At 37.7% G+C, this 23,302-nt stretch carries 25 protein-coding genes and 1 pseudogene; 8 read left to right on the top strand and 18 right to left on the bottom strand.

What is annotated here, in order from left to right:
- The first annotated feature begins 294 nt into the window (after window positions 1-294).
- On the top strand, window positions 295-1,062 hold the full coding sequence (locus JI665_RS22340) for an alpha/beta fold hydrolase (protein WP_206844311.1): 768 nt from the start codon (window positions 295-297) through the stop codon (window positions 1,060-1,062).
- 406 nt (window positions 1,063-1,468) lie between these two features.
- Window positions 1,469-2,059: a hypothetical protein gene (locus JI665_RS22335; RefSeq protein ID WP_206844309.1), complete on the top strand. Its 591-nt coding sequence runs from the start codon at window positions 1,469-1,471 to the stop codon at window positions 2,057-2,059.
- Window positions 2,060-2,368: 309 nt separating this feature from the next.
- Here JI665_RS22335 and JI665_RS22330 read toward each other — a convergent pair.
- The 10 genes and pseudogenes from JI665_RS22330 to JI665_RS22285 form a co-directional block, all read right to left on the bottom strand.
- A pseudogene (locus JI665_RS22330) lies at window positions 2,369-2,554 on the bottom strand (MFS transporter); the annotation flags it as partial.
- A 154-nt stretch (window positions 2,555-2,708) separates the two neighbouring features.
- Complete coding sequence (locus JI665_RS22325) at window positions 2,709-3,425, bottom strand: MOSC domain-containing protein (RefSeq protein ID WP_206844306.1); 717 nt, start codon at window positions 3,423-3,425, stop codon at window positions 2,709-2,711.
- A 429-nt stretch (window positions 3,426-3,854) separates the two neighbouring features.
- Window positions 3,855-4,790: a transporter substrate-binding domain-containing protein gene (locus JI665_RS22320; RefSeq protein WP_244671286.1), complete on the bottom strand. Its 936-nt coding sequence runs from the start codon at window positions 4,788-4,790 to the stop codon at window positions 3,855-3,857.
- 94 nt (window positions 4,791-4,884) lie between these two features.
- A complete protein-coding gene (locus tag JI665_RS22315; protein WP_206844302.1) occupies window positions 4,885-5,184 on the bottom strand; it encodes a hypothetical protein in 300 nt (99 codons plus the stop codon).
- A 117-nt stretch (window positions 5,185-5,301) separates the two neighbouring features.
- Entirely contained in the window at window positions 5,302-5,808 is a 507-nt protein-coding gene (locus tag JI665_RS22310) for a DinB family protein (RefSeq protein ID WP_206844300.1), read from the bottom strand.
- A 362-nt stretch (window positions 5,809-6,170) separates the two neighbouring features.
- On the bottom strand, window positions 6,171-6,734 hold the full coding sequence (locus tag JI665_RS22305; protein WP_206844296.1) for a GNAT family N-acetyltransferase: 564 nt from the start codon (window positions 6,732-6,734) through the stop codon (window positions 6,171-6,173).
- A 49-nt stretch (window positions 6,735-6,783) separates the two neighbouring features.
- A complete protein-coding gene (locus tag JI665_RS22300; RefSeq protein ID WP_206844293.1) occupies window positions 6,784-7,287 on the bottom strand; it encodes a DinB family protein in 504 nt (167 codons plus the stop codon).
- 4 nt (window positions 7,288-7,291) lie between these two features.
- Complete coding sequence (locus tag JI665_RS22295) at window positions 7,292-8,488, bottom strand: styrene monooxygenase/indole monooxygenase family protein (protein WP_206844291.1); 1,197 nt, start codon at window positions 8,486-8,488, stop codon at window positions 7,292-7,294.
- A gap of 403 nt (window positions 8,489-8,891) precedes the next feature.
- Complete coding sequence (locus JI665_RS22290; RefSeq protein WP_206844289.1) at window positions 8,892-9,374, bottom strand: nucleoside deaminase; 483 nt, start codon at window positions 9,372-9,374, stop codon at window positions 8,892-8,894.
- A gap of 135 nt (window positions 9,375-9,509) precedes the next feature.
- Window positions 9,510-10,754, bottom strand: a complete 1,245-nt coding sequence (locus tag JI665_RS22285) for a helix-turn-helix domain-containing protein (RefSeq protein ID WP_206844286.1) — start codon at window positions 10,752-10,754, stop codon at window positions 9,510-9,512.
- 255 nt (window positions 10,755-11,009) lie between these two features.
- Between JI665_RS22285 and JI665_RS22280 the strand changes: the two genes are divergently transcribed.
- Window positions 11,010-11,345 (top strand): ArsR/SmtB family transcription factor, encoded by a 336-nt coding sequence (locus tag JI665_RS22280; protein ID WP_206844283.1) that lies wholly within the window; start codon window positions 11,010-11,012, stop codon window positions 11,343-11,345.
- A gap of 30 nt (window positions 11,346-11,375) precedes the next feature.
- On the top strand, window positions 11,376-12,374 hold the full coding sequence (locus tag JI665_RS22275; protein ID WP_206844279.1) for an NADP-dependent oxidoreductase: 999 nt from the start codon (window positions 11,376-11,378) through the stop codon (window positions 12,372-12,374).
- 292 nt (window positions 12,375-12,666) lie between these two features.
- Here JI665_RS22275 and JI665_RS22270 read toward each other — a convergent pair whose 3' ends face one another.
- The 6 genes from JI665_RS22270 to JI665_RS22245 all read right to left on the bottom strand — a co-directional run bounded on the left by JI665_RS22270 (window position 12,667) and on the right by JI665_RS22245 (window position 17,056).
- Window positions 12,667-13,602: a ring-cleaving dioxygenase gene (locus tag JI665_RS22270; protein ID WP_206844275.1), complete on the bottom strand. Its 936-nt coding sequence runs from the start codon at window positions 13,600-13,602 to the stop codon at window positions 12,667-12,669.
- Between the two features lie 30 nt (window positions 13,603-13,632).
- Window positions 13,633-14,241: a flavin reductase family protein gene (locus JI665_RS22265; RefSeq protein WP_206844272.1), complete on the bottom strand. Its 609-nt coding sequence runs from the start codon at window positions 14,239-14,241 to the stop codon at window positions 13,633-13,635.
- A gap of 24 nt (window positions 14,242-14,265) precedes the next feature.
- Complete coding sequence (locus JI665_RS22260; protein ID WP_206844269.1) at window positions 14,266-15,204, bottom strand: ring-cleaving dioxygenase; 939 nt, start codon at window positions 15,202-15,204, stop codon at window positions 14,266-14,268.
- A 152-nt stretch (window positions 15,205-15,356) separates the two neighbouring features.
- The gene (locus tag JI665_RS22255; RefSeq protein WP_206844266.1) at window positions 15,357-15,755 is read right to left on the bottom strand and encodes a DoxX family protein; all 399 of its coding nucleotides are present in this window, start codon (window positions 15,753-15,755) and stop codon (window positions 15,357-15,359) included.
- 170 nt (window positions 15,756-15,925) lie between these two features.
- Window positions 15,926-16,162: a DUF896 domain-containing protein gene (locus JI665_RS22250; protein ID WP_206844263.1), complete on the bottom strand. Its 237-nt coding sequence runs from the start codon at window positions 16,160-16,162 to the stop codon at window positions 15,926-15,928.
- 171 nt (window positions 16,163-16,333) lie between these two features.
- The gene (locus JI665_RS22245) at window positions 16,334-17,056 is read right to left on the bottom strand and encodes a Crp/Fnr family transcriptional regulator (protein ID WP_206844260.1); all 723 of its coding nucleotides are present in this window, start codon (window positions 17,054-17,056) and stop codon (window positions 16,334-16,336) included.
- A 112-nt stretch (window positions 17,057-17,168) separates the two neighbouring features.
- Here JI665_RS22245 and JI665_RS22240 point away from each other — a divergent pair, with 112 nt between their 5' ends.
- From JI665_RS22240 to JI665_RS22230, 3 genes are all read left to right on the top strand, one after another.
- Window positions 17,169-17,522, top strand: coding sequence for a DoxX family protein (locus tag JI665_RS22240; protein WP_206844257.1), 354 nt, complete (start codon window positions 17,169-17,171; stop codon window positions 17,520-17,522).
- Window positions 17,523-18,601: 1,079 nt separating this feature from the next.
- The gene (locus JI665_RS22235; RefSeq protein WP_206844254.1) at window positions 18,602-19,510 is read left to right on the top strand and encodes an EamA family transporter; all 909 of its coding nucleotides are present in this window, start codon (window positions 18,602-18,604) and stop codon (window positions 19,508-19,510) included.
- 593 nt (window positions 19,511-20,103) lie between these two features.
- On the top strand, window positions 20,104-21,207 hold the full coding sequence (locus JI665_RS22230) for a GerAB/ArcD/ProY family transporter (protein WP_206844558.1): 1,104 nt from the start codon (window positions 20,104-20,106) through the stop codon (window positions 21,205-21,207).
- A 165-nt stretch (window positions 21,208-21,372) separates the two neighbouring features.
- Here JI665_RS22230 and JI665_RS22225 read toward each other — a convergent pair whose 3' ends face one another.
- Entirely contained in the window at window positions 21,373-21,831 is a 459-nt protein-coding gene (locus tag JI665_RS22225) for an SRPBCC family protein (RefSeq protein ID WP_206844251.1), read from the bottom strand.
- Between the two features lie 172 nt (window positions 21,832-22,003).
- A complete protein-coding gene (locus JI665_RS22220) occupies window positions 22,004-22,426 on the bottom strand; it encodes a VOC family protein (RefSeq protein ID WP_206844249.1) in 423 nt (140 codons plus the stop codon).
- A 413-nt stretch (window positions 22,427-22,839) separates the two neighbouring features.
- Between JI665_RS22220 and JI665_RS22215 the strand changes: the two genes are divergently transcribed.
- Window positions 22,840-23,256: a hypothetical protein gene (locus JI665_RS22215; RefSeq protein WP_206844246.1), complete on the top strand. Its 417-nt coding sequence runs from the start codon at window positions 22,840-22,842 to the stop codon at window positions 23,254-23,256.
- Window positions 23,257-23,302 lie beyond the last annotated feature (46 nt).

Here is a 23,302-nt window from a genome sequence, read left to right as displayed (position 1 = left end):
TTCTGCTATTAAATCCTTTCTCTTTAGAATTCCTTCTAACTCGTACCCTAACTTTTACCTCCCTTCAATTAGTAATCTATATACCATTCCATTGTATAAATAGTTTTTGATGCTACACGAAATGCTCCTTCATATCCTTTTTCCGTTTTACTTACCCTGGTCTTATGCATTTTTTGTAAAAAAGTATGGAAAAATATTTATTGTGTCTTCATTAACCTTTGTAATGAAGTTTAATCCTGATCAGACAGTTTGGCTAAAAAATTTAATATTAATAAGTAATTGAGGTGACAGTACATGCCAATGATAAATATGAACAGTGCCAACCTGTATTATACTGTAAAAGGAAGCGGAACTCCGATTGTTTTTATCCACCCGCCTGTATTGACTTCAGTGAACTTCCAATATCAATTAGAAGAACTCTCAAAAAATTTTCAGATAATTACTTTTGATATACGCGGACACGGAAAAAGCCCATATTCCCCAGAACCAATAACCTATCCACTGATTATTGAGGATATCATTCGACTATTGGACCACCTTAATATAAATAAAGCATTTTTATGCGGATATTCTACGGGCGGTTCTATTGTTTTAGAATTCATGCTGACGTTTCCTGAAAGAGCTTTGGGGGGAATTTCAATTGGGGCAATGCCCGATGTAAATGACGATTACTTGAGAAAGAAGATTTCTTTAGGAATCAAGCTTTCAAGCAAAGGGGCTATTAACTTATTAGCCTGGTCCATCTCCTGGAATAATTCAAATAATATCAAGCTTTTTAAAAATATGTTTTCAGAAGCAAAAAAAGGGGATTACCGCAACATTGAGCAATATTACCGCTATAGTCTAAAATACAATTGTGTCAATCAGCTTAATGAGATTAAATTGCCTACCTTATTGGTTTATGGTAAGAAGGATAAGCCCTTTCATTCCTATGCAAAGCAATTGCATGAGAAATTGCCACAAAACGAATTATACTTTATCGAGAATGTTGACCACCGTATCCCGACCAAGGCTGCAAAAGAACTTAACCGGCTAATTTTTCAATTTGTAAACGCAAAATGACAGGTAGCTATAGATACCTGTCACCATTAACTATTTATTGTTAAATATCTCGGGCTTCTCTTTATTTGGCTATCTTTTCATGAGCACGTTCAATAATTACTTCACCTTCCCCACATCTGAATATTCCTCATTTCAGCAGATAATTCAATAAGCGCTTTGCTGCTGCAGCATGCTGGGAAAAAAGTGTTTTAAAAATGCCTCTTAGTTGAACAAAAATGGCCCCTAGTTTTTCAACTCCCTCAATAAAAGAAGTGAAAACGGCTACCCCGGTTGTAGAGTATGTAACGTGAGACAGACACCATATATAAATATCTAGTTTCAAAACCAGATTAATTTCTACCCGTTTATGCAAAAGCAACATTTTCTTTTGGATGAATATGGTAAACTGTTATTAAAGGAGGATGGCATGAAGAAGTTTGCTTCTACCTTAATAATAGTTGCTGTGCTATTTGTATTTGATTTGAATGTAAAAAAAGATGATGTTCCCATTGACGAGGAAGATAAGAGCAGCCAGATCATGTCTGTTCTAGATTTAGTGAATGATGAATTTGGTTTATTTGGCTATTCAGTAAGTCATGAAGAATCAATTATTTATATTTTTATGGATGCAGCAAAGAGTGAAAAAGAACTAATGGAATATCTAACAAAGCAAGTTGCTAAAGAAGATCTGGCGCAATATAGTTATGACATCGAAAAAAAACCTCTGGAGGAAGTAGAGGCAGAGAATAACTTAGTTAATATAGAAACTGTTCTATTTGAATATATAGAAAGAAAAAAATATAAAGATATTCAAAAAGTAATTAGTTTTATCGATCCAGAACCAACTGTACAAATTGATATAGCAGAAACGAGTGAAAGATCTATTGAGGAATTTGAAACTGAACTAAAAAATTTTTTAGCCTCTTATGATACCAATACTCCTAAAAATTTTAAATTTAGGATACAAATTGAAAAGGCAGATAATGTGAATATCCTTCTTTCTATACAGAAACAATAGCCCTTTTAGCTGCCGCAAGCCAAAATCCCTTTAGGGAAAATCTCTAACAAAGCCATACTTTAAGCACCGAATGCTGCCCTTCTAGTTGAACAAAGTGTGCCGCCTTGTTATACACCATTCATTGTTAAATAGTATCCATAAACTAAATGATGTTCTAACTTCAGGAAGAAAACCTTCTGTTAATTATGCAGCAAATCCACGGGAGAACATACCTATTGTAAGAATTAGAACTTTTTCATGTAACTTCTTCCCGCTTTTAAAAGTTAACTATTGATACAAATTGTTCTTTCTTTTTATGTTGTTATTTATCTATTTGTTTTCGGCTTCTAATTTGGGAACTAATCTGTTTAACAAGAGCAAATTTATAAGTGTTAATCCTGCAATAATGAGATAAATATAATGCCAGTCTATATACGCAGCAGTTAGAGTCCCAATAGGCACCCCAAATGCTAGGGATATAGTAAAACCTGTAGTAACTTTGGCCATCGCTTTACCTTTTTTGCCAGGACTTCAGGTTGCACATTAAGCTTTTTTAATGCTAATTCACTTGAATAAAAAAAGCTGCCACAACGACAGCCCTGATCTTCAACTCTTGCACATTTTACGTGAAGTAATTTACTATACATGCAGAACAAACACTCTGCACATTTTATTCAAGTAATATTGCCTCATCCCCAACACTTACCTCACCACATTGTTCAACCTTTGCCCAAACACCAAACATTGCAGCATGATTAGTTACCAAGGTTTTCAATATTCGAGCATCCTGTTTTAGTTCCTCTTGAGGATTGTTGACCATAATGCACCTTTGAAGTGGGGCAACAATTTTCAGAGTAACACTTTTTCCTATTTGAATTTGTCGATCCACCCATTCATCCTCAAGACAACCTGTTGCTTCTGTTTCGATTAACAAGTTTGCTCGGAATCGACGAGGGTCTACTATTTCTCCTAAATCCTTACTTAACATTTTTAACGCAGAGGTTGTGATGATACTTATTGGCCCTTCATCGAAATGTGATATTGACTCTTCCTTTGCCAATGTTACTGGAAACCCTAACAACTCACTTAATGCTTTGTTTATCCCATCCTGATTACCTCGATATTCTGTTCCATCGGGCATAGTTAATAGAGGAGTGTTCCCCTCATATCTTGCTTTATAGTTAAATAAACTTTCCATCTGTTGAAAGCGTCGTGTAGTCTTACCACTGCCAAATTTTCCATTCTCATTTTTTATTGCCCATAAACGGTCTCCAAGTATGCCTCGGCTATCAACTAGGGCAGAGGATAAAGACTCCCCCAAAATTGATTTCACAGGAAACCTATTGATTTCTTTGACTCTTCCTATACGATCTTTCTTTTGATTCAAAGTTTATCCCCCCCATATTTGACCAAACTGCACGTTTGTACAATTAACTCTCATAAGTGACCATTTTCTATATAATTAATGAACTCGTCATTTTTCAAAACAAAATGGGTGTTCAATTCTTTTAATCGTTCAACCTCTTGCTGAAGGTTTTCTACCCATAAACAGAAATGAACAAGTCCTTCACTATTCCTCCACAATCTGGCCCTTAACATAAAGAAAAAGCACAATTCCTGCTTTAGAATCGCGCCTTTAAGGAAGATCGTTTTCCTGCTGTACTGGCAGCCACACTCACACCTGAAGTTAAACCTGTAGTATTTCTGCAGCAAAACCATCCGTTTTTTTCTGTCATCTCTTTTTCTAATAGAATTTACACGGCTGAATCGAAAAAGAGGTTGGCATAGGAAATAGAAGCCTTGCCTATCTTTTCTATTATTCTCCCTTATTGTAAATCCATTTTTCTTTTAATCGGCCAAATTCTCCATTGAGCTCCATCTCCTCCATCCATAGATTGACCCAGTTCTGAAATACCGCATCCCCGCGATGCATAAGGTAGCCTTTCTGGCTTTTCGTGAACGTATTGTCCGTCAGAGCCGCATACAGCCTGGAATCCTGGCTTGCGTAGTAGATGGCCTCAATGCTGTCGGTAATCATCACGTCTACTTTTCCCTCAGCAACCATGTTAGGAATATCCAGATTGTTTTCGATTACGACAACCTTCGCCTGTGTAATGTTGGCATCCACGAATTTTTGGTTGGTTCCCCCCGGGTTAACTCCGATGGTGACATCTGGCTGGTCAATTGCTTCCAAGCTTGTATATTTCTCTTTATCTTCCTGTCGGATTAAAGGAGCCTTTCCGTCATTAATATAAGGATGTGTTAAGTGTGCTGTTTTTTGCCGATCGGTATTGCGGCTTATCCCGCCAACCGCTAAATCAAACTTATTTTTATGGAGGTCCTCCATTAAGGTTGGCCAGGAAGTTTTAACGAAAGTGATCTTGACCCCAAGGTCTGCTGCCATTAATTTAGCCGCTTCGATATCATAGCCTTCAAACTCTTTTGTTTTCGGATTAAAGTACGTATATGGCTTATAGTCACCAGTTGTACCTACCCGAATCACACCTTTCTTTAAAATACGGTCGAGTCTTGAGCTAATGACGAATGTATTGGCCTTTTTATCTACATACCCTCCTGCAGCCTCGGCCACCTGTTTCACTGATACATAAGGTTTTTCATTTACAGTAACCGTGCTTAACGTCTTTCCGTTTAACTCAAGCTGCTCGGTTTGGCTGTCGGCAAGCGACAGGCTTGTCCCTCCGGTAATCAATAATGCAACAAGTGCAAACACGATGAGTACTTTTTTTTGCAAACTGTTTCCCTCCTATTCAATTGGTTATGTCTATTATCTTTAGGAAGGTACATAAAGTAAATTTATTTTCTGAATTTTCGATAAAACAGTTCGTTTATACGAGGAAAATAGCCCCTATATTTCTTAAACACAAGAACGTTGAAGCCATTGATCCTTTCTTGTGGGTATCATGCTTATGTATTGAGGTCTCGTTCTTCGTTAGGTTAATCGTATTGAGGCCTTGCCGCGAAATTCCCAAGTTATTACGCTGGTCATTATTGTCTCCTGCGACAATTCTCGCAGTGGCCAGACCTGGATTTTCAGCAAGCTTTCGCTTCAACGATGGGACATCACCAGAATGGATCGCCTTGACATCTTCGGCGGCCAGCTCCTCATCTTCAAAAATAAAGTCCATGTCTAACTCCCCTCGCAAATAATAATATTAAACAGGATTGCTGGCTCTTAACATAAAGAAGGAGCACAATTTTTTTGCTGCAGAATTGCGCTCCTTTTCTGGTATAATCACAAAACGCTAACATTCAAAAAGAAAATATACATAATCCGTAGGTACGCCTCGTTCACCTTGCTGATGCAGCATCGCTGTCACATTTCCGCGATGGTAGGTTCCATGATTCACTACATGGTGAATGAGATCGGCAAGTATGAACTCACAGCGACCATATTTAGGGTGCTCTGTAATGATGATACGTTCTGGATCCTGATTCTCTGCAAAAAAATGGTAAAATTCATTTGAAAGCGAATCATAGAACACTTTAAGTTCATCTATAGACGCTCTTGATGCTTCTGTTTTTCGACGATCAACTTCCCTAACAGTATCGTGGAAGCTGCTTCCTTTCATCGTCTCCAACCAAGTAATGTCTGTTGCATATAGGTGAATCAGCACCTCTGATATCGATGAAAAAACACTATTAACTGTCTCGTTATAAATCCTATCAGGCAGCTGTTTCAAGTGCTGGATCAATTTTTGGTTAGCCCAGACGTGGTAATCGTACATTTTCTTTGCGCGATTATTTTCCATTAGCTCACTCCACCCTCTTCTTAAAATTGAAAATAGTTTTAGAACGATCAGAAAAAATTTAATTTGTTTTCTTTTGATCCGCTTGCTTCCAAATCTACATTACACAATATTCTATATATCCTGATTGAATCCACATTATAACGCCTGAGCAGGAAGTGTCATTTTTTTCACCGCTCCTGGAATCAGTGGCGTATTCAATTGGCTGATCCAGATACCCCAGTCTTAGGTGAGGCCCAGCTCAAGAGGGCACAATTCCAAACCAAGATGATTCGCCCTATTAAAAATCTGAGTCGAAGTAGCCCCTTCTGGCAAGCCTAGGTCACGTACAGATAGATCAACGGTCTTCAAAGTAAACGGCATATTTATTGCACTATGTAGGTTTTCCCGTTAGCAGATTTATTTTGATTTATATGAAATAGAACATGTTTATTTAAAGGACTGTCTTTCTTAACTTTCGGGTGATTGAATGTTTTAATAAAATTCATTCCGATTTTAATCATTACGTTTTTCGAAGGCTTATTAACATCGGCAGTAAAACTAAAAACATCTCTAAAACCCAATTCGTTAAATCCATATTGTAAACAGGCTGACGCTCCCTCAGATGCGTATCCTTTTCCCCAAGCCTCTTTTTTCAGTCGCCAGCCAATTTCTATACACGGTGTAAAATCAGCTTTAAATGTTGCTCTATGAAATCCTATAAATCCTATAAACTCTTTATTTTCCTTTACTTCCACGGCATATAATCCAAATCCGCATTCTTTAAATTCATATACAATTGATTTATAGAACACATTTGTTTCTTCGGCTGATAAGGTTTTAGGAAAATACTTCATAACCTTTTCATCTGCATTTAGTCGACTAAATGGCTCTATGTCTTCTTCCTCCCAGTCGCGTAATTGCAATCTCGATGTTTCTAAATATATCATTATACACCTCCCGAAAGTTTAATTGGTTTAGTTTATTAAATTAGTTGAACTATGCATTAAGAAACTTTTGTTCCAGTTCACACTTCTGACGCAAGTGATGGCGAAAATGCATTCCTACAAGATCGAACCACTCTCTCGCGTTCAGCCAGCCAAAACCTTCATGTTTAATTTTATAATTGAGATTTATAGTATCTACTTTAGATTCCCATTGTCTCAGCCTCTGCATTATCAGATCTAGCCTATTCGTAAGGTCTTCTTTACTATCTGAATTGCTTGGCGGGGTATTTAGTTCGTCCGGTAATTTGATTTTAATTGGCGGGAAATCTCCAATTTTATATAAATGCTCACCAAACTCCGTTTTCCCGAGCTTTTGCTCTTCCTTTGATGCCGCACATGTTTCCACATTGTCAAGATACTCCATAGCAACAAGAATCACATGGTCGTACATTTGACCAATGGACCAAACCCCTTCAGCTGTTATATATCTTAGTTGATCAAGTGAATAGTTTTGCAAATCGTGTTTGTATGTTTCAATTAGTTTTAAATTACTCATTTAATCACTCCTTTACCGCTGTGCTGCCATTAATGTTTTGAAAAAAAGCTTCATAAGCTTTTCGGGGATTCGCAAACCATTCTGCAACTTCATCTGCAATCTTTTGATTTTCTGCGCCCGCTAACAGGATTTGAACAACATGCTGAGGCAATGCCTGAGTCATGGCATTTGTCCATTCTGTTACTTCTTTTACAACTGTTTTTGTTCGATCCCAATATGTCTCGCCAATTCGGATGTCCCAGATTGAATTTTTATATTGAATCAACGTTTCGTACAACTGTTCAGCACAAAAAGAAGAAAGATTACATCCCTGACCAGTAATTGGGTCATTAAGAAAAACACTATCTCCACAACCAATTACTATTTTATTTTTAAAGATTACGTATGGTTTTCTAATTACAGGTTTAATGGCAACATTTAGGAAGGCTTTATCATCGGAAAGAGCAAAGATATCTTGCTGGATACGTTCGTGGATGTCTTGGAAATATTTTTGTGTAATATTTTTCATTTGATTTGTAAATTCTTTTACGTCCTTTATTTCTTTAAATACATCTAACTCTCCGCCTGGAACTGCCATAATGAACAATATGGTAACTGGCCCTTGTTCTGTCATTGCAGGAATCTCAAACATTTCACCTGTCTCAGGCAGAACGGTTACGCTTATACCTGGAGGATCATTTGGCTTTATCCCCAAAAAATAACCAACGATACATTTTCGTTGAGGCACTTGGATAGGAGAAAGCTGCTTTTCAATAGGAAATGGAAAGAGAGGGCCCGATTTTCCAGAACAATCAATCGTTAAATCAAACTCATCTGCCAAACTTTCTATCTGATCTTTATTTACTCTTAAAAGTCGAAAAGAGACACCCTGGTTTTCAAGATCCTTCAAACAGTGTGAAAAGCAGAAACGCTGGTCAACGGATAATGCTGGTTCTTTCAGCTTGCCAACAAATAGTTTTTGATTACCGATCGTCATGTGAATACTTTTAAGAAGAGTTTTATCCTCCCATTTTGGCATTTTAAAGCGATTTTCTCGGGTTCTCGTTGAACCAAAATGTACTTGGGTAGACATAATTCGTCCATTTCGGATCTTTTCCGAAGAATTTGAGTGAATAACAGTCACATCAAATTCTTCTTTCAGAGAATAAGCCAGCTGTAAACCTGCTGTGCCGCTGCCTATAATACAAATTTTCTTCCTCAAGGTTCTCTCCCCTTTGTTATCAGGTAGCCGCGAAGATATTATAATAACATTGGTAATTTTCCGCCTTTTCAGTCTAAAGAATACACATGGTGATGTAAATACGACGATTTATTTATTTTCCATATTATTGATGTCTAAGCAAGTCAAACGATCCCTTTTCCATAATCAGGGCCTATTCACAAGGAAAGAGCATATTTCTTGCTCCTGATTGGCCCCAGATTATGGAATAACTCATTACAATAATGCTGATCTAAAAATTAAAAAAGAGCACTTCCTGTTCAAGGTAAGTGCCTGTTTCTTTCATATCTATAATTGAGAATTCTGCACATGATTCTGGTTGAACAAAGCCATTTATTCCCACATATATCCATCTGGGTCTTTTAAAAAAACCTGGATACCGTGATCACCGTTTCACTTTGTAAAACTGATGATGAAGCTGGCGAACTTGTTCCGCGAGCTCAGGAACAGGACCGTCAATTGTAGTATCACGAATGACTTCGTGGATCCGAAGGCTGCGAACGCGCGATGCAGCAACCCCCATCTCTTCCAGCCATTGACCTAGCTGTACAGAGGAACTTGCAAAAACGATCCGACCTAATCCAACCCATCCATGGGCCGCAGCACACATAGGGCAATGTTCGCCTGAGGTATATACTGTCGCCTTGCTTCTTTCTTCAGCTGACATGTTCTCGGCTGCCCAACGCGCCAGCGCAAATTCCGGATGTTGGGTATGGTCACCATTTGCAACATGGTTGTGGTCTTCTGCAAGAACCTCACCGCTGGCTGAGACAAGGACGGAGCCAAATGGCTCGTCGCCTTTTTCCAGAGCAATCCTTGCAAGTTCAATACAGCGTCGTAAATGCTTCAAGTCTGTTTCATTTAACATGACTGAATCCTCCTTGTATGCAGCGCAACTCTCCAGTTTTTTAATGTGAATATATGCTCCTGAATGGAAAAGAAGAGCACCCGTCATATTTGTGAGGGGGGCATTAGTCCTTATTCCATTTAAAAGTACACGACACTAATCCATTTCATAATAGCTCATCTCAGCAAGCATTTTCTTTTTAGCGAGAGCCCATGCCTTTTCGTTTTGCTCTGATTTGATATAATACCGAAAAAGCTTAACTTCAAAGTGCTGGATTAGATCCTCGTTTCCGGACTGAATGAAATATGGAAGCACCTTATTTTCAACATAGCCATAATAGGAATCTTCCTCCCCGTTCAGTAATAAAACATGCAGATGAAAAAATAAGTAACTTTGGTCGTTTCGTTTTTGGGCGAGGTGCAAACCTTTTTTTGCATCGGATAATAGGTCTTCTTTCGATTTTAAGTTTCCCTTATAACAAATGTCTATGTATAAATCTAACATGGTTAGATATAAGAAATCTTCTTCTTTCAGTAAGGTCAACCCTTCATCAAAATACTCTTTTGCCTCTCGGAAATGTTTTCTTCTAAACAGCTCTTGTCCAAGATTAAAATAGAGTTTAGTTAACCTATCTGCAGATTGAATCTTTTTTGCAGATTGGATTAATTTATCATAATAGCTGCGGGTCTCTTTTAGGCTAAATTGCGATTTGGCGTTTAATTGAAGGATAATAAGCGACTCTGTATCGAGTATGCGTGTGAAATTTAATGTTTCTTGAAAATAGCGCAAAGCTTTTTGAGCATAATAGTAAGCTAAAGTGTTGTCATGAACTGCATGATAGGAAATAGCCAGGTGGTAGTAATATTCTTCGCTCGAATAACTGGAATCAATTTTCTTTAGGACTTCAATTGAATCCTTGTAGTTTCCGATACTAAAATAACAGATTCCCTGGACATGTTTATATAGATTGCTCTCATAAGGTGAAAGGCTGATGTCCAGTTTCTTGATCTTTTGCATCACTTTATGACATTTTTCATTTTCATAAAGAATGAGATAATGACGGGCTAAAAGCAGTGAGTAGTGTACTTGAAAGTCGGGAAAATCCTTTAATAGATTAGCGTCAAGTTCTGCTTTTTTTACTTTCATGTTTTCGGTATCTAACATAACAATAGCATTTTTCCATTCTTCTAATGTTTCTTTAAACCTATTGAAATCCCTTACTTCGTCTTGAAAATTTTTGTTTAATTTTTTAGAAAGAAGTGTAATAATTTCCCCAGAATATTCTGTTATGCCTCGCTCAATTTTACTTAAATGAGTGACAGAACAAACCCCTCTTGAAAGCTGTTCCTGTGTGTATCCTTGTTTTTCTCTGTAGTATTTTAGAATTTTCCCTTCGATCATTTTTTCTCCCCCCTACTGATAGTATAAATAACGAACATAAAGGATGGAATAGTTTATAAGAGGATGAAGAAAGATGGTTATTAAGATCCTTATAATTCTTATAAAGAAAGTAGAGAGACTGAAAAATCAATCAAGTATTCGTCTCGATTTGCTTTCTCAATATTGCACCTAACAAAACAATAGTTTATTGTTGTATCCAGTAATATGGTTTATCAACTTAAACCATTAAACTGATAATGGAGGTATTTTACTCTAATGAATAAACAGGACCAGCTAAATATAATCAAAGAGGATTTTATTAACTGTCAAAAGGTACTAATGGCAATTGGTGATGAAACACGTCAATCGATCTTGTTAGTTCTAATGGGGACGGATTGTCAAACAGGATTACGTGTGGGTGAAATAACAGAACAAACACATCTTTCTCGACCAGCTGTGTCCCATCATCTTAAGGTTTTACGAGACGCAGGTGTTATTTTAATGCGTAAGGAAGGGACAAAAAACTTTTATTATATTAATGTACGTACAGAATTAGGTTTGTTAAGAACGCTTGTGTTGGATATTGATAAGTTCATGAAGAACTTTTATTGAATTGATGGAATTTATTTGGAGGTATAGGCTATGAGAGCAATGGTCATTGATAGGTATGGGAAGGTTCCAATGCGTTTGGCAGAAATACCCGCACCTGAAATTGGTGAATATGAGGTACTCGCAGAAATTCATGCAGCAAGCATCAATCCTGTTGATTTTAAGATACGCGATGGGAAAGTGAAAATGTTAATAAAATATAAAATGCCACTTATCTTAGGGAATGACTTTTCTGGTGTCATTGCAAAGGTTGGCGCAAAAGTGACTCGTTTTAAAGCTGGTGACGAAATTTATGCACGACCACGTAAGAGTAAAATCGGTACTTTTGCTGAATATATCGCTATTCATGAAGATGACATCGCCTTAAAGCCAAAAAATTTAAGCTTTGAAGAAGCAGCATCGATCCCGCTGGTTGGGTTAACCTCCTATCAGGCACTGACAGACATTTTGCAATTACAAAGGGGACAAAAGATTTTAATTCAAGCTGGCGCTGGTGGTGTAGGTACATTTGCTATTCAACTGGCCAAATTAATGGGCGCCACTGTTGCAACGACTGCAAGTGCTGCTGGTGCAGATTTAGTGAAATCTCTTGGTGCAGATGAAATAATAAATTACAAGACAGAAAAGTTTGAAAAGATATTGAAAAACTATGATGCCGTCTTTGATACACTTGGGGGCGAGATACTCGAAAAATCATTCGAAGTGATAAAGAGCGGAGGAAAAATTGTTTCCGTTTCAGGATTACCGAATGCCCGTTTTGGTAAAGAATATGGTTCCGGTTTTTTTAAAACGCTGTTGTTTTCAGCAGCAAGTCATAAACTTACTGCGCTTGAAAAAAAACATAATGTTGAATATACGTTTTTGTTTATGAAGCCAAGTGGAGAGCAATTACGTATAATCGCAAACCTTATCGAGAATGGTAAAATTAAACCTATAATTGATAGAGTTTTTCCTTTTGAAGATGCTCAAAAAGCGATGGAATATGCGGAGTCAGGAAGGGCGAAAGGAAAAATAATTGTAAAAATCAGATAGTTGGAAAGCGAATTTCCTTTTTTCTTTATAATGACAGTGTAAAAGCTTATTGGCACATGCTATTATTGCTTGTGTAAATAAGCTCTTACACTGGATATTTTCACTTTTAAAAAACAAAACGACTTTCCAGGATCTAGCTTAAAAGTTGTTATTGAAATAGATTGATAAACTATTTGCTGGTAATTCAAAGAAAAAAAGAGCTGCCAATAATACACTAAAAAAGCTAATCGATTAACGCGGATTAGCTTTTTTTACTGATTGGCATTTCCCTTTTTGAAATATTTACATCCTTTTATACAGGGACCTCTAAAGCAGGTAAGTCCTCTTCCAATTCCTCCCTTTTCGATTCCAGCCAGGAAGGCAGCATAAGCCTGCTGCCAAGTTCCTTTAGTGGTTCGTCAACCGTAAATCCTGGAGGGTCTGTGGCGATTTCGAACAAAATGCCGCCTTCTTCATGAAAGTAAAGTGCTTTGAAGTAATTGCGGTCGAGAATTTCAGTTGGATAATAGCCCTTCTCCTGAAGAAGGTTTCTCCACCTCATATGATCCTCTTCATCTTTCGCTCTCCAGGCAATATGATGAACTGTACCTGCCCCCATCAATCCGCGAACAGAAGGGGTAAGTTTTATATCGATCGTATTTCCGAGTTCGGCTTCTGATTTAAATCTTAAGAATCCCTCTTCCTGGCCTAGGCATTCAAGCCCTAATATATTTTCAAGCACTTCAGCCGTTTTATTTGGCTTTGCCGAAATCAGGGTTGCACCTCCAAATCCTTTAATAGCGGCTTCTGGAGGAACGTCTTTCAAAGCCCATGTGTTCAATGGCCCCTCAGACCGCTCAACCAGCTCGATTTCAAGGCCGTCCGGATCCTGGAATTGCAGGTAGGTTTCACCGTAGCGAACCGTTTGTATAAACTTAACGCCAAATTTACTCAGCCGTTTTTTCCAAAATTCAACTGAATGTTCAGGGATCACATAACTGGTCACCCCGACCTGGCCCGTTCCAATCCGTCCTTTTAGCTGCTTCTCCCACGGGAAGAAGGTCATAACCGTCCCAGGATCACCATTTTCATTTCCGAAATACAGATGATAGACTTCCGGCCGGTCAAAATTAATCGTTTTCTTTACCAGCCTAAGTCCCAGTACCCCTGCATAAAAGTCGATATTTCGCTGGGCATCGTTAACCATTGCCGTAATATGATGGATACCTGAAGTGATTTGCAAAATCATTCCCTCCACTTCTTTAAGAGTGACTTAATTCTACTTTGGTCTCTCGATGGAAAACATCTCGCCAACCTTTGCATAATTAATGCCCGCCAAACGGCTCACTGCAGCGAGTCCTCTTGGATCAATTCTTCCTTTTTCATAGATGTTTTCATCAATATGAAATTGAACAACTTTTCCAATGATTAGATCACAGCCAGGAGTATCCGTCCCCCCTAATGAAAGCGATTGTTCCAGGATACACTCCATACGGATTTTCGCTTCCATCACTCCAGGCACTGAAATTTTCGTACTTTCAGCTGGAGTTAATTGTGCTAATTCTATTTCACTTTGATCAGGAGGAAGAGCTGCTGCTGTCTTATTTATTGTTTCTACATTCTCCTCATCGACAATATGAACAACAAATTCCTTTGTGCTGATAATATTTCTGGCCGTATCCTTCTGTGTTCCTGCATTTCTTTGAATCGCCAAGGAAATCATTGGGGGATTTGATGTTACGATATTGAAATAACTGAATGGTGCCCCATTCAACACGCCTTCATTTGATATAGTGGTTACAAAAGCAATAGGCCTTGGTATGATGCTTCCTATTAAAAATTTATAATTTTCTCTTTCTCTATTGTCCGCTGGGTCAATTGAAAGCATAGCGGGTCATCACCTCTTTTAAATTTAATCCAATTCCCTGACTGTAAACGGAAGCAGAACACTTTCTATCTTATCCCGTTGCGGCTCATATTGTTCAGGCAGCATTAATTTCCCGCCCATTGTCTCCTGGGATTCATCACGGGCAAACCCCGGAGGATCAGTAGCAATCTCAAATAATATTTCCCCATGCTCCCTAAAATAGATCGCATTAAAGTAGTTTCGATCCCGAACTGGTGTAACCCCATATCCATTATCGGCAACATATTTTTGCCAATCTAATTGGTCCTGATCGTCAATAGCCCTCCAGGCAATATGATGGACGGTTCCCACACCCATTCGCCCCCGTCCAATTGGAGTTAATTTAAGATCGATGATGTTTCCAATATCAGCAGAAGAACGATATCGGATAAAATCTCCTTCCTGACCTAAAACTTCAAGTCCCATAATGTTTTCCAGCAGCTCAGCCGTCTTCTCTGGCTGAGCTGATAAGAGAGTTGCTCCACCGAAGCCTTTTATAGCTGCTTCAGGGGTAACCTCCCCGTAAGTCCAGGAATTTAGTTCCCCTTCTTCTCTTTCAACAATCTCCAAATGAAGTCCATGAGGATCATCAAATTCCAAATATCGCTCTCCGAACCGTTCCATTTTAGTAAAAGGCACCTTGAATTTTTCAAGCCTTTCTTCCCAAAACTTCATGGCACCTGCCGGAACGACATACGAAGTGACTCCAACCTGGCCATCGCCAATAACCCCTTGACGGGCACCTGCCCAAGGAAAGAAAGTAATGATTGTTCCTGGCTTGCCGCCCTCATTTCCAAAGTAAAGGTGATAGGTGCCTGGATCATCAAAATTGACCGTTTGCTTGACTAAACGCAATCCTAACACTCCAGCATAAAAATCTACATTCTCCTGAGGATGGCCAACAATTGCAGTTATATGATGAATCCCCATTGTTTTTTTACCCATATCTTCCACACTCCTTTTAAACTTGGATTTTAATTATATTCTGTAATTAGGACATGCCCTGCTATCAATTCAGTTAATCAATTTATATACAAGCTGGAAAGGAACAAAAATTGTCGAAAGCTTTATTTGAGGTATTTCTAATTCGGGATAGTTTAGAATAAAAATATATCCAATGCATATCGTCCAGGGCCAATTAATGCGATACCAATGGCAACAGAGATTAACGTTAAGTTATATTCATATCCATTAGATGTTGCCCATAAACCATTTGGACCATGCACCTTAACGATAGCCATGATCATAGTTCCTGCAATCATTAGTGCTGCGAGAGGAGTTAAAAATCCTAATGCAAACAAGATTCCCCCTATAAGTTCTGCTAATCCTGCAAAAAGAGCCATCATTACTCCCGGCTTCATCCCAATGGAATCAAACCAGCCTCCGGTTCCCTTTAATCCATGACCCCCAAACCATCCAAACAATTTTTGAGCTCCGTGACCAATGAATAATACGCCAATTACCAGCCTAATAATTAATAAACCTAAGTCCATCATTTTTATTTCCTCCTAATTTTAATTATCTTGAATTCGAGATATTATATAAAAAAATATTTGATTTTCTTCCCTTATGCCTCAGTTCCTCTGCATTTAATAATCTAACCGTAAATTAATGTTTTTTGTGGTTCCCTTTGTAACTGCTGCGCGCTTTCTGGATAATATATGATTTACCAAATGGGCTTAACTTTATGTCTTGCCTGGGCTCTCTTTAATTTTTCAGGAGTTACATCATCTCCTATTGGATCAACGATGGTTGTGTTTAATAGCAGCTCTTCCATTGATCCGCGAAATTCTTGAATATATTGACTGCGCAAATTGATTATTTCTGCATTTTCAATTTGTGTTAAGCCTTCCTTCTTTCTTTTTGCTGCGAGTTCATTAATTCTTTTTAGAATCTCATGCATAAGACTTACTCCTTTCAATTAATAATCGAAAGATATCTTGAAACCAAATATCTTGAATTAAAGATAATATATTTTATTAAATATGTCAACACTCTTCTCTTGTTTATTCAGATGGAAATTTATCATCTTTGCGATATTTTGCGTGTATTTTAATTTAATCTAACGCACTCTTCAATGAGTGCTGATTTTTATCCCCTCATTTAATGCACATTTTAGGCGAACACTATGAACTTCCATGGTTCCCCGCCTTCCTGATTTGCGCACAATTCCTTCTGCATTAAATTCATTTAAAAGTGCTGTCACTGTTTCACGGATACTGCCCATCATCGATGCTAATTCTTGATGAGTTATGTAAATATTAAGTGCAACCCATTCTTCCGCACTGCCGCTTGACAATTTATCCCCAAACTTCTCTGTAAGTTTATTTAGCAGGAATAAAAGCCGTTTCCTTGTACTGCTATATGCCATATACTCCAGTAACTCTTCGACTTCCTTCAGACGGCTGGAAATTATTTCAAGAAGCTTTAAAGAAATACTTGGATTTTCACGTATTATTTTTTCAAACTGAACTCTATCTATTCTACAAATAACAGAATCCTCCCATGCCTCAGCATATAAATTTTCAGAACCGGTTGTAAAAGTACCAATCTCTCCAAACACATGCCCCGTTTCTAAAATATCAACTGTAAGCTCTTTGCCGCTTTCAGTTAATCTATACAAACGAACTTGACCCGATTTGATTAAATACAATAACTTTTGATCCATATGAGGAGAACAAAAAACGGTACCTTTCTCCACAACTTTCATAGGTGTGGCCGGTTCATATTTCTTTAATTCCTCCAAGTCCAGATCCTCAAAAATCTGTATTCTCGATAAATACTTAATTTTATCCATATGGCCCTCCCCAAATTCTGCCGAATGTAGTCCAGACTACATACTCACTAAACTAACAAGCCTAGAATGTATATATAGCAGCTACGTCTATTATACAAAAGGAGGAAACTGTGTGGATGTTGTAACTATGATCATTCAAATTATTTTAATTTTTATTTTCGCCATATCCGTTTCAATGAAAGCAGCACGTACCAAGTCAATGGTTAAGCACTGGGGAGAATATCGCTACCCCCTATGGTTCATGCAATTAATTGCTTTCCTGGAAATATTGAGCGCAGGCGGATTGATCATAGGATTTTGGCTTCCTGAATTTATCTTGCTTTCAGGATCCCTCATTACTATTCTTATGCTAGGTGCCCTGCACGCTCACTTCTTTAGAGCTAGACATAGACCAATTATGGGATTAAATGCCTTAACCATGCTTATTTTAGCTATTGTAATCACCTTTTTTCAAATTAATAAGTAGTCAAAAATAACCCAGTTTACATTGTCCGGTATCCAGTTTGAAGACTTGAGAACTTAGCACATACCGTTACCATTCCGGGAAGCCTGCTATCCCAAAAATCCATTCTTATAAAACTCCAAACACCGCTGCCCCCTTCTAATTCAAGACGGGGGTCATAAACCTTTAAAAGGAATTTGTGGGGATAATCCTAATGTTCTTTTATAACCCTATAAGCAGAGGCATAGAAACTCCGCCAAAACTGCTGATCAGTCTTAGGCTACTTTTTAGTGGCGGTTACATTCTTGCGGTTCAACTCAAGCTTTTGCTGCATTTTCGGCACCATGTATTTATTTCTGCAAAGGTTATCTTCTGTAAATTCACTCCGGAAAGGATTGAGGTAAAGATAAATCACCACTTGTCTATATACAAGTTAGTTCAGTGAGATTATCTTACTAACTAATTAGTAAGTTGAAACTACCCTCAGGAACACGGACAATTTTAATTAAAATTAACTATATGGGAAAACTGTAACCATTATTACTTTAGGAGTGATTACTGTGAATGCTTTATTGGCATTGAGTCCGTTTATAGATAAATTTCTATTGTGGTTTTTACCGTTACCACTAGTATTGGGAGTCCTTTATGGTATGTTAAAATTAGTCTTTCGGAAGTCACTGTGACCTATCATATAGAAGCCTTATCAAATAGTTATTAATAAGAGCAAATTTCAATATTGCATTCATCCTAGCTCCCTCAATAAAAACCCCCTAGCGCTGTCCAAATATATCCTTTTGAATTAATATTACCACCCTTTAAATTATTTCCCTGCAGGTAAATAACTATGAATTTCTATGAATAGACAAGCAATACGGCGTATTCTCTAATGCAGCCTGTATTGGCAATTTTTTAGAAGGCTCCTCGTTAATAGAATACAAGAATAGTTCGTTGACATTTGGTATTGTTAATCTTATACTACTATATGACTTGAATAATAAAACCTATTTAGGACGTGGATTTTTCTAGAGTAAGCTCTATTTTCGCCACACAACTGTCATCTGACAATTGTGTGGCTTTTTTATGTGAAGAAAGGGGTAGAATAAATGAAAACTTGGCAATATGCACTAATGGTTTTTTTAGGTGGATGCTGCTATGGGGTGTTGTCTACATTTGTTAAGCTTGCTTATTCAGCAGGTTATTCGGTGACAGAGGTAACTGGTGGCCAATATCTATTTGGGGCATTCCTTACCTGGGTGCTGGTTCTGTTTACAAAAAAGGAAAAAACAACTTTAAATCAAATTCTCAAACTACTATTATCCGGAATTCCGTTTGGTTTGACTGGTGTGTTTTATTATCAAGCGCTGCAGACGCTAAACGCTTCACTAGCAATCATTTTTTTATTTCAATTTGTATGGATTGGTACGCTTTTCGAGTGGGTCTTTAATAAGAAAAAACCATCGAAAGGGAAGATCACCTCTATTGGTATTCTGATTATCGGCTCGATCCTATCTGCCGGCTCAATTACAAAGAGTGAAGCTGCTCTATCTTTTCAAGGGTCTGCGTGGGGACTGCTTTCGGCTTTGACGTTTACTACTTTTATATTTCTCAGCAGTTCTGTCGGAAAAGATACTCCCCCTGTCCTGAAAAGTGCTTTTTTATCTACCGGTGGATTAATTGTCGTACTTTTAGTATATCCGCCAATGTTCCTATTTGATTTGCCTGTCTTAATGGGGGTAGCACCGTATGGCTTATTACTCGGCTTGTTTGGTGTTGCTTTACCGCCACTTTTATTTTCAATTGGAATGCCCCATATCGGACCCGGGCTTGGCACGATCTTAACTGCTTCGGAGCTTCCAGTAGCTGTAACATTATCTGCCCTTATCTTAGCTGAATTTGTAAGTTTTTCACAATGGCTGGGAGTTGTCATCATATTAATTGGGATAGCAGCCGGCAATTTAAAACCAAAAGATAAAATAGAATCCCTGTCTATACAAACCAAATCCGCTTCGTGATGGGCAGCACCAGCAAGAAGTCTTGTTGGTACTGCCTTGGTTTTATCTTTAGAAAATCCTAGGCTAGACGACCTAGGGGTCCCCTATTCCTTCAGACCTTTCTTTTTTTTATTGCCTCCATTCATAAATTTTCCAAAAACCGGCGACAATAAGCGTAATGCCGAAGATAAACAAATGTGCACTTTGGGCTTACCTTATTAGCCACTTTAATTGATGAAAATATGATCCAGATGGTATTCTCCCATATCTTCTGGAAGGACGAATTCCAAGAATCGCGGACATTAAACAGCTTGTACCTGCTGTAGATGTGCAGATTTGTGATAACCCTTCATTAATCAAACAAAAAGTTTTAAATGGTTACTTCATGCTGACGATTGAGCCAGAACTTAAGCATCTATATCCACAGATATGAAAGATGTATTTAACAGGCTTCCATTACAAATGCAATCCAAGAGGCCGCTCTTTTTGTAAACTAAAAATCCTATCCCCTTTAGCAAGAAAAAAACACAAGAGACAAAGGAATTGAATAACGCGGGAGCAAGAACCCAGTTTTACAGCAGCCAGTTACCAACCGTGAAACGGAGGTGAATCAGATACAGGAGCAGCCAATACCAGACAGATTGAAGATATCCCCATTTCTAGTTTTTTATTTAATTATGTCCATGCAAATTGGCATTGGGGTTCTTGGCTATCAGAGAGTCATCGCAAAGGATGCAGGCTATGATGCCTGGATTTCCATCCTGCTTGCCGGGGGATGCATACATGTCATCATTTGGATGATTTATAAAATTTCCGAAACGGTTGATGGAGATTTTGTGACAGCCCATAAGTACCTTACAGGCAATTTGATCGGCAAGGCAATCAGCTTCCTTTTCATAGGCTACTTTTTTTTGTACGTCTTAGCTATAGTACGAACATTTATCGAGGTCATTCAAGTGTGGATGTTTCCGGAGCTTAGCACATTCTGGTTCTCCTTTGGATTCATGATTCTTTGTACTTATATCATTTTTGGAGGATTCAGAACGGTAGTCGGTACGGCCTTTTTCGGCCTGGTATTGCCGGCTTATCTCCTTCTGACATTTGGCTGGGCCATTAAGTTCTCAAATTTCTATAATCTCCTCCCTATTTGGGATCATTCAGTTAAGGAACTTCTCATCGGTTCCTACAATATGTCGCTTACCTTCATCGGTTTTGAGATTATTCCGTTCTTTTATCCTTTTATAAAAGAACCAAAGAAATCCAAAAAGTGGGCTCACCTTGCTGTTTTCACCACTACCTTGATATATACGATTTTAGCAGTCATTACGTTTGCCTATTATTCGGAAGATCTGCTTGCTAAACAGGTCTGGCCCACTTTGACCATGTGGAAAATTGTTGAAATGCCTTTTGTGGAACGTTTCGAATATATCGGAATTGCAAACTGGAACTTAATTATGCTTCCGAATGTGTGTATTGCCATTTGGATTTGTTCGAGACTTATCAAAAGAATCTTTAATATTAGACAAAAAATCGGAGTTTTTTTTATAGTGGGTGCTTTATTATTATTGATTAACTTTATTAATACGCGCGAAGAGATTAGTCAGCTTAATGAATATTTTGGGAAAGCAGGGTTTGCCTTTACATTCATTTATATCCCCTTGCTCTTTGCCGCCATCATGATTGCCAAGAGGGTAAAAAAGAAGGTAAAAAAGAAATGAAAAGGCTTATCTTAATATGTATGGTTCTGCTGCTTGCCGGATGTATTTTCTTTTGGCTTTAACCGGCAAGCATAATAAATCGCTGAATATATTTGTATTCGCTTAAGCACCTTACTTTTGCAAATATATTTAGTTATTTCGAAATAACAATAGATATTCTTAACTTTATACTTGTGCGTCAGGAAATTTATCCGAAACAAGATTCAAAATGATGTTATGCTCAAGAAGTGCTTTTAAACCACACAGAACAATCGTAAAGCCGCCAGTTGAATCTATCACTTGATTAATTATTTCATCTGGATTTCCTTTAAAACCTGCGTTAATAATGGTGACAAAAGTTCCTTCCGTACGGGGTGTAAAAATCCACTCCACCGTAGTATCATCATCAAATTTGATGAGAATTCTATTGTTTTGTTCCAATTCTATTACGTCAAGTTCAGCAGAAACTCCATACATCTCCCAATCCCAGCGGAGTCGTTTTCCCTTTTCTAATCTTCCGCTGCTTTTGGTAAACCAGAATTTAGTAGTAATCGAAGGATCAATAAAAGCATCGAATACCTCCTTAACAGGTTTTCTGATAAGCATTTCTACTTTTGAAATGGATGCTTCTTTTAGGTTCGTCATTATGTATACTCCTTTCCAATTGTTCAAATATAAAAAAGTTTACCCAATCAAATCTCAATTTACAAGAAATCTTAAATAGGGGTAATGTTGATATGTTGACATGAGATAAACGAGTCATAAAAAAACGGCCTTGACATTTTCTCAAAGCCGTTTTTCTCCTATACCGTATGTACTAACCTTGATGTCCTTTAGTATAAATTTGAAAGGTTACATCAAATTTATCTTTAATGACCCCGTAAGCAGGACTAAAACTTGTTTCGGATATCGGCATTAGAACTTGTCCGCCATCCTGTAAGGCTTCAGAAACTTGTCGCGCTTTGTCTGCATGGTCAAACGTAATACAAATGGTCACCAGGTTTCCCTCTTGAGCTGGCTGACCTGGGAATGTATCTGAAAACATAATAGCTGACTCTCCAACCCTTATCGTACCGTGTGCTACAAGGTCCTTTGCATCCTCTGGTAAAGGAAAATTCGGGTCAGCAGGCATTTCACCAAAAGTGATCACTCCTAAATTTTCGGCACCAAATACCTTTTCGTAAAATCCAATCGCTTCTCTTGCATTTCCGTTCAGCTGTAAATAAGGTATAAATTGCATGACTTCCGCTCCTCTAATTTTATTGGATATGCACTCCAAATATTATTATAACCAACAAGCTCGTGAATCACACTAAAATTCTGATAATTATAATTATTTAGCGCCGTATACTCACAAGTCTTGTTTCAAATAGGCCGAACAAAAAATTTACTAAGCGAATCTGAATAATTCCACACGCTTTTCTTCTTCTAGTTCAACCAAAACCTTTATCATTTTTTGTGCTACAATGAAGATAAAAATTTTTTGAACCAAAGAAAGAATTAGACTCTAAGCGTCTTAATCCTTTAATCTCAGACATTTACTGTTTTTGAGGCTCCCATAAAAAGCAGTTTGATGACCATGATAATGATAGTAAGTATAATTGATGATCAGCTTTTTCTTCTAGTGTAATTGAAGGAGCGTGGGCGGAAAACATGTACACTGTTCTTACCTATTTTGTTTCCCTTTTTGTCATTGTAATATCAGTATTTACTACACTTTTTATCAAAAATGAACTAGAGCGAATGTTCCGGGAAAAAAATAAAATGATCCCTTTTCATATATGTAATGTGCTTCTCACCTTAATGGTTTCTTTTGCAGCACATGCTGTATTGACGATTTATATCATTGGAGATAAATTCAATTGGTTACGGCAATTGGTAATTCTCATATTCATTATCTTACCAATTTATATTTTAGGGCACTTGGCATTCGAAAAATATAAATCTGTGTATAAAAAATACATACCCGCTGAAAGCGGGAAGATTTTAGTACTTAATGAAAAGTACTTAAAGAAGAAAAAGTGGCCTTCTAAGTTCAAAAATTATAATGACTTTTCTAAGGAAAAATAAGTTAAGGAATTTTAAAAATAGGAGTCTTCATTCAGTTAAGCAAACT

The sequence above is a fragment of the Bacillus sp. NTK034 genome, from assembly GCF_017303275.1.
GTDB lineage: Bacteria > Bacillota > Bacilli > Bacillales > Cytobacillaceae > Cytobacillus.
Note: the sequence above shows the minus strand (reverse complement) of the source record. Positions and strands in the feature narration are given on the sequence as shown.

What these genes read in the sequence shown, in the direction of transcription:
- JI665_RS22335 (WP_206844309.1), top strand. Translation starts at nt 1,469, where the DNA reads ATGAAGAAGTTTGCTTCTACCTTAATAATAGTTGCTGTGCTATTTGTA.
- JI665_RS22225 (WP_206844251.1), bottom strand. Translation starts at nt 21,831, where the DNA reads ATGACGAACCTAAAAGAAGCATCCATTTCAAAAGTAGAAATGCTTATC.
- JI665_RS22340 (WP_206844311.1), top strand. Translation starts at nt 295, where the DNA reads ATGCCAATGATAAATATGAACAGTGCCAACCTGTATTATACTGTAAAA.
- JI665_RS22305 (WP_206844296.1), bottom strand. Translation starts at nt 6,734, where the DNA reads ATGATATATTTAGAAACATCGAGATTGCAATTACGCGACTGGGAGGAA.
- JI665_RS22315 (WP_206844302.1), bottom strand. Translation starts at nt 5,184, where the DNA reads ATGGACTTTATTTTTGAAGATGAGGAGCTGGCCGCCGAAGATGTCAAG.
- JI665_RS22280 (WP_206844283.1), top strand. Translation starts at nt 11,010, where the DNA reads ATGAATAAACAGGACCAGCTAAATATAATCAAAGAGGATTTTATTAAC.
- JI665_RS22215 (WP_206844246.1), top strand. Translation starts at nt 22,840, where the DNA reads ATGTACACTGTTCTTACCTATTTTGTTTCCCTTTTTGTCATTGTAATA.
- JI665_RS22235 (WP_206844254.1), top strand. Translation starts at nt 18,602, where the DNA reads ATGAAAACTTGGCAATATGCACTAATGGTTTTTTTAGGTGGATGCTGC.
- JI665_RS22285 (WP_206844286.1), bottom strand. Translation starts at nt 10,754, where the DNA reads ATGATCGAAGGGAAAATTCTAAAATACTACAGAGAAAAACAAGGATAC.
- JI665_RS22310 (WP_206844300.1), bottom strand. Translation starts at nt 5,808, where the DNA reads ATGGAAAATAATCGCGCAAAGAAAATGTACGATTACCACGTCTGGGCT.
- JI665_RS22255 (WP_206844266.1), bottom strand. Translation starts at nt 15,755, where the DNA reads ATGATGGACTTAGGTTTATTAATTATTAGGCTGGTAATTGGCGTATTA.
- JI665_RS22290 (WP_206844289.1), bottom strand. Translation starts at nt 9,374, where the DNA reads ATGTTAAATGAAACAGACTTGAAGCATTTACGACGCTGTATTGAACTT.
- JI665_RS22245 (WP_206844260.1), bottom strand. Translation starts at nt 17,056, where the DNA reads ATGGATAAAATTAAGTATTTATCGAGAATACAGATTTTTGAGGATCTG.
- JI665_RS22270 (WP_206844275.1), bottom strand. Translation starts at nt 13,602, where the DNA reads ATGATTTTGCAAATCACTTCAGGTATCCATCATATTACGGCAATGGTT.
- JI665_RS22300 (WP_206844293.1), bottom strand. Translation starts at nt 7,287, where the DNA reads ATGAGTAATTTAAAACTAATTGAAACATACAAACACGATTTGCAAAAC.
- JI665_RS22250 (WP_206844263.1), bottom strand. Translation starts at nt 16,162, where the DNA reads ATGCATGAGATTCTAAAAAGAATTAATGAACTCGCAGCAAAAAGAAAG.
- JI665_RS22265 (WP_206844272.1), bottom strand. Translation starts at nt 14,241, where the DNA reads ATGCTTTCAATTGACCCAGCGGACAATAGAGAAAGAGAAAATTATAAA.
- JI665_RS22260 (WP_206844269.1), bottom strand. Translation starts at nt 15,204, where the DNA reads ATGGGTAAAAAAACAATGGGGATTCATCATATAACTGCAATTGTTGGC.
- JI665_RS22275 (WP_206844279.1), top strand. Translation starts at nt 11,376, where the DNA reads ATGAGAGCAATGGTCATTGATAGGTATGGGAAGGTTCCAATGCGTTTG.
- JI665_RS22220 (WP_206844249.1), bottom strand. Translation starts at nt 22,426, where the DNA reads ATGCAATTTATACCTTATTTACAGCTGAACGGAAATGCAAGAGAAGCG.